General features: G+C 69.8%; 4 protein-coding genes and 1 pseudogene. 3 read left to right on the top strand and 2 right to left on the bottom strand.

Going from position 1 to position 5240, the window contains the following annotated elements; genetic code table 11:
• Nucleotides 1–355 precede the first annotated feature (355 nt).
• The 3 genes from ABZ622_RS41615 (at nucleotide 356) to ABZ622_RS41605 (ending at nucleotide 4085) form a co-directional block, all read left to right on the top strand.
• Nucleotides 356–1588, top strand: coding sequence for a site-specific integrase (locus ABZ622_RS41615; RefSeq protein WP_360552495.1), 1233 nt, complete (start codon nucleotides 356–358; stop codon nucleotides 1586–1588).
• A 131-nt stretch (nucleotides 1589–1719) separates the two neighbouring features.
• Nucleotides 1720–2775, top strand: a complete 1056-nt coding sequence (gene rsgA / locus ABZ622_RS41610; RefSeq protein ID WP_360552493.1) for a ribosome small subunit-dependent GTPase A — start codon at nucleotides 1720–1722, stop codon at nucleotides 2773–2775.
• Nucleotides 2772–4085 carry a bifunctional class I SAM-dependent methyltransferase/N-acetyltransferase gene (locus ABZ622_RS41605; protein WP_360552491.1) on the top strand — a complete coding sequence of 438 codons (1314 nt, stop codon included), beginning with the start codon at nucleotides 2772–2774 and terminating at the stop codon, nucleotides 4083–4085. The genes rsgA and ABZ622_RS41605 overlap by 4 nt, the downstream gene beginning before the upstream one ends.
• 23 nt (nucleotides 4086–4108) lie before the next feature.
• Here ABZ622_RS41605 and ABZ622_RS41600 read toward each other — a convergent pair whose 3' ends face one another.
• Nucleotides 4109–4555 (bottom strand): trypco2 family protein, encoded by a 447-nt coding sequence (locus tag ABZ622_RS41600; protein WP_360552489.1) that lies wholly within the window; start codon nucleotides 4553–4555, stop codon nucleotides 4109–4111.
• A 20-nt stretch (nucleotides 4556–4575) separates the two neighbouring features.
• Nucleotides 4576–5103 (bottom strand): annotated as a pseudogene (locus ABZ622_RS41595) (IS5 family transposase); the annotation flags it as partial.
• Nucleotides 5104–5240: the final 137 nt, after the last annotated feature.

The raw sequence follows: 5240 nt of genomic DNA, 5'->3' as shown, positions 1-5240 counted from the left end.
GAACAACTCCCACAACTCATCCGGCACCAGCCGCTCAACGATCCCCACCATGACAAACAGAATACCGAGTCACCCAAATGAGATGGCCTCTAAGGTCTGGCCGCTCCGAATCGTCGCCAGAGTGCCTATGCCTCATTCAGTGCTGCGGCAGCCGCATCATGGGCGACGAGTGCGCTACGCACTCACAGTGCTGCACCGCCTGGCGTGAACCACCCCCAAGTAAACGCCGGATTTACTGCGACGGAGCCCTTACCGTGATCATTGCGACCTGCGGCGGACTCTCCGGCCGCCGCAGGTGAGGTGTACGCATTTACTGCGGAAATGCTGGGGCGGGGCGGACGTGACGATCGAACCGGTGACCGAGCTCGGGAGCGGGGGCGCGCTCCGGCTGCCGCGGGCCCGCGTCGTGCCCATGTCCGCCCCTCCGGCCACGTACACGACGGCAGTCGAGCGGTATCTCACCGGCGCGGGCATCGCGAAGTCCTCCGCGCGGATCTACCGGATTTCACTGACGACGTGGGGGTGGATGTTCGCCGGCGAACGCGCGCCGACGGGTCCGGCCCGCCGCGGTGCGAAGCCGCCGCTCCTCCTTGTCGCTGCGATCGACGATCCGGTGCTGCCGGAGGCGCTGGCCGAGCTGGCGGCGGCGCGGGCAGACGAGATGGACGCCGACACCGTCAACCGGGAGCTGTCCATCGCGCGCAAGGCGATCGGCTGGTGGCAGCGCCAGGGCTGGATCGAAGGCGATCCGACGGTCGGCATCGAGCGGCGGCCGGCGCCGCCGGACCGCACCAAGGCCCTGGCCGAGAACCGGATCGCCGCCCTGTGGCGCCTGGACGTCGGGCTCCGGGAGAAGACGCAGTGGAAGATGCTCTACGAGTCCGCCGCACGGGCCGATGAGGTGCTGTGCCTGAACGTGGAAGACCTGTATCCGCAGGACAAACGCGGGAAGATCACCGCCAAGGGCGGGGCGACCGAGTGGATTCACTGGCAGTCCGGCACCGCCCAGCTCCTACCCCGGCTCATCGCCCGCCGCACCCGCGGCCCACTGTTCCTCACCGACCGCAAGGCCCCGGCCGGGACGCCGACGTTGGACGTGTGCCCAGAGACCGGCCGGGCCCGGCTTTCCTACCGCCGGGCTGAGGAGATCTTCGAGGAGAACACACGGCTGCTGGCCAACCCGCTCGCCTCACCCGAGGACATCGAGGACCTGGACAGCTGGACACTTCACCGGCTCCGGCACAGCGCCCTGACACCCGACGCCGAGGGCGGCACGTCCACCCCGATGCTGCTGGCCCGCTCCCGCCACACCTCCGTCCGCTCCCTGGAACGGTACGCACGCCCAGGCGTCGACGCGGTCGCCCGACACGTCGCCGAACGCGACGCCGCCGGAGCTGAACCGTGCGTCGGCGCATCTCCATTTCCGGCATCGTCCGACGCTGGGAATGGAGGTGCTAGCATCAGCGGCGCAGAGACAACCGGGTCAACTGCGGGACCAGAAGTGGGAGGTGAGTTGATGAATGTCGCAGAGGCCACTGCCGTGTGCAGTGCCCGCCGGACCATCCTCACGTCCCGGGCCCTGGTCTGACCTGACGTCGATGCCCCCGCAAGAGCTCTGACAGCTCGCGGAAGGCCATCCTCTGTGCCGATCGGGGTCCCTGTTCAAGGGTCTCTACGTTGTCTCAACCCCTTTCGCATCATACTCAGCCATATTCCCTGGTGGACTATGGCTGGGACGAGGCGTGTGAGCACGCCTTCGCACCCCATCGAACTGCCGGGCTGATCCCGGCCCGCATCGTGCGAGCCGAACGCGGCTCGTGCGAAGCAGTCACCGACGCCGGAATCATCCGTGCGCAGATTCCCGGCACCGCCGATCACGGTGATCTGCTGTCGGCCCCGTGCACGGGTGACTGGGCGGCGCTGCGCCCTGTCACCACCGGCCATGCGCCGGTGCTGCACGCGATGCTGGAGCGGCGTACCGCCCTGGTGCGCTCGTCTTCTTCGCGTACCTCGCACGGCCAGGTCCTGGCCGCCAACGTCGACACAGTCGTGGTGACGGTGTCTCTGGCGGCACCGCTCAAGCACGGCCGGACCGAACGCATGCTCGCCCTGGCCTGGGAGAGCGGCGCCCAGCCGGTCGTGGTGCTCACCAAGGCCGACGCGTGCGCGGACGTGCCCTCGGCGCAGGCCCAGGTGTCCGGGGTGGCCGCCGGCGTGGACGTGCTGGTCACCAGCGCCGTGACCGGGCGGGGCCTGGACACCCTGACCGCCGTCCTGAACGGCACCATCGTGCTGCTTGGCCCCTCTGGAGCGGGCAAGTCCACCCTGGGCAACCAGTTGCTGGGCGAGGAGCGGCTGGCGACCGGCGCCGTGCGCGACGCGGACGGCAAGGGCCGGCACACCACCGCATGGCGGGAGCTGATCCCGCTGCCCGGCGGGGGTGTCCTGCTGGACACCCCCGGTCTGCGTGCGATCGGTCTGCACGACTCCCAGGGCGGGCTGGAGCAGACCTTCGCCGAGATCGAGCACCTCGCGCAGGACTGCCGGTTCACAGACTGCGCACACGTGAGCGAACCCGGCTGCGCGGTGCTGGCCGCCGTCGAGGCAGGCGAGATTCCCCAGCGCCGTCTGGACAGCTACCGCCAGCTGCTGAGGGAGAACGCCTACGCCGCCTCCCGAACCGAGGCTCGGCTGCGCGCCGACCGCGAGGCCGCCAAGAAGGACATCACGCGGCACCTGCGTGCCACCTACCAGTTCCGGGAGCGTCAGCAGTGAACAACAGCGACACCCCCGACCACGCCCCTGGCAGCGACCCGGTGACGCAGGCGTTCTTCACCCTGCACCACGACCTGCCCCGGCAGGGTCCCGGCTCGGACGCCACCACACGGCGCCTGCTGGAGATGGCCGGGCCGCTGCCCGAGCACCCGCGGGTGCTGGACGCGGGCTGCGGCCCCGGCCGCTCCACCCTGCTGCTGGCCGAAGAAGCCGGCGCGCACGTGACCGCAGTCGACCTGCACCAGCCGTACCTGGACGGCCTCGCCGCCGAAGCGGCCCGCCGGGGCCTGGACGACCAAGTCACGGTCGTCAACTGCTCGATGGACCAGCTGCCCGTCCCCGATCACAGCTTCGACGTGATCTGGGCCGAGGGGTCCGTATACACCATCGGCTTTGACGTCGCCCTGCGCGCCTGGCGTCGCCTGCTCGCCTCGGGCGGCGTCCTCATCGTCACCGAAATCGAATGGACCGTGCTCAGCCCCTCTGCCCCGGCACGCGCCTACTGGGACGCGGCCTACCCGCTGCGCACCCGCGCCGCGAACACCGACGCCGCACAGGCCGCCGGCTACCGTCTCCGCGCGCACTGGCCGCTGCCGGAAAGCGACTGGTGGGACGAGTACTACACGCCGCTCACTCAGCGGATGGACCGAGCGGACCCGCAGCGCCCCGGCATGCCGCAGGCCCTGGCCGCACACCGGACAGAGATCAACATGCGGCGCGAACACGGCAGCAACTACGACTACGCCGCCTACCTCCTCCACCCCCACGACCACACCCCCGACACCACCGAGAACGGAACCATGACCACCTGGACCGCCTGTCCCGAGGCCGCCGGCGACATCTCCGCCATCCGCGACATCCTCCTCGCGGCCTTCCCTACCGCCCAGGAGGCCGACATCGTCGACGCCCTGCGCGCCGACCCGCAGGCATGGATCGACGGACTGTCGATGGTCACCGCTACTCCCGACGGCACCCAGGTCGGGTACGCGCTGCTCACCCGATGCCACGTTGACGGCGTACCCGCCCTCGCCCTGGCACCGTGCGCGGTACTGCCCTCCGCCCAGCGCACCGGCGCCGGCTCCGCCGCCATCCGCGCCGCACTCGACGCCGCCCGCACCATGGGCGAAAACCTCGTCCTCGTCCTAGGACACGCCGGCTACTACCCTCGGTTCGGCTTCACCCCCGCCTCCCACTTTGGCATCCAAGCACCCTTCGAGGCACCTGACGAGGCAATGATGGCCATGGCCCTCGACGACACCCGCCCCGTCCCGACCGGCACCATCCACTACCCCGCCGCATTCGGCGTCTGACCCCTCCTGTGGTGCCCCGGGGCTCAAACACCCGGGGTACCACAGCCCCTTCCAGTCACACGTCCATCGGGTTCAGGGCCGTACGCCGGCTCAGGCAGCCTGGCCGAAGCCGTCGGCGGTCGCGGTTTCATCGCGCAGCGGGGTGAAGTCGACGTCGAGCTTCGGGTCGTACTCCTCGGGCTGGATGCCGAGTTCGTGGGTGGCTCGTCCCGGACCTGGAGCGTGAGCGTCAGCGTCTGCCGTCGCGTACTTCCCAGCCCGCCACCCGCCTCTCCGCCGACCTTGGTGCCCAGCGCGCCGACATCGACTTTTACCTTGCCGTTCCCGTCCCGCCGGAACTCCACCTCCAACGTGAGCTCCGCCTGCTCCACCTCGAACCGGAACTGCTCGTTGGCGCCCTCGGACTGCGCCGCGTACAGCTCCTGACGCAGCTCCCGAAGTGCCTCGGTCAGCGAAATCCCCGTGTCCATGGTCTCCCCTCATCTGCACCGGGGTGCATGAGGCGGAGACGGAAGAGGACTTCCTTGGCTGCGGCGGCGTCGTGCAGGTCGGCGGGTGTGACCATGACCAGCAGTGGAAGTCCTCGGGTGTCGACGACGAGGTGGCGCTTGCGGCCGTTGATTTTCTTGCCCGCGTCGTAGCCGCGGGTGGCCTTGGAGACGGTCTCGGCGGCTTTCACGCTCTGGGAGTCGATCACGGTGGCAACCGCTCGGGGGCCTTTGCCCATGTCCCTGCGGATCCGCCCGGCGAGATGGTCGCGGATCTGGCCGACGATCCCGGCGGCTGCCCAGCGGGCCATGAACCCCCAGACCGTCCGCCAGGGCGGGAAGTCGACGGGTAAAGCCCGCCACTTGCAGCCTGTATCGACGACGTATCGGATCGCATCGACGACCTCGCGGCGGGGATGCTTCTCCGGTCTGCCGCCGGTGGACGTCTCGCAGGCCGGTGTGGGCAACAGCGGTTCGATCAGCGCCCATTCGGCGTTCGTGGTGTCCGAGGGGTAGCGGCGAGAGCGCATGACGAGGGCCTTCGAGCTGTGCGGTGGGGCCGCCCCCGGGGGGGGCCCCCCCCCCGGGAGGGGGGGGGTTTTTGGGGGAGGGGGGGGTGGTGGGGGTGTGGGTTGGGGGGGGAGTGGGTTGCACAAAAATAGAACCC

This window comes from Streptomyces sp. NPDC007164 (assembly GCF_040634135.1).
GTDB classification, from domain to species: Bacteria; Actinomycetota; Actinomycetes; order Streptomycetales; family Streptomycetaceae; genus Streptomyces; species Streptomyces sanglieri.
Note: the sequence above shows the minus strand (reverse complement) of the source record. Positions and strands in the feature narration are given on the sequence as shown.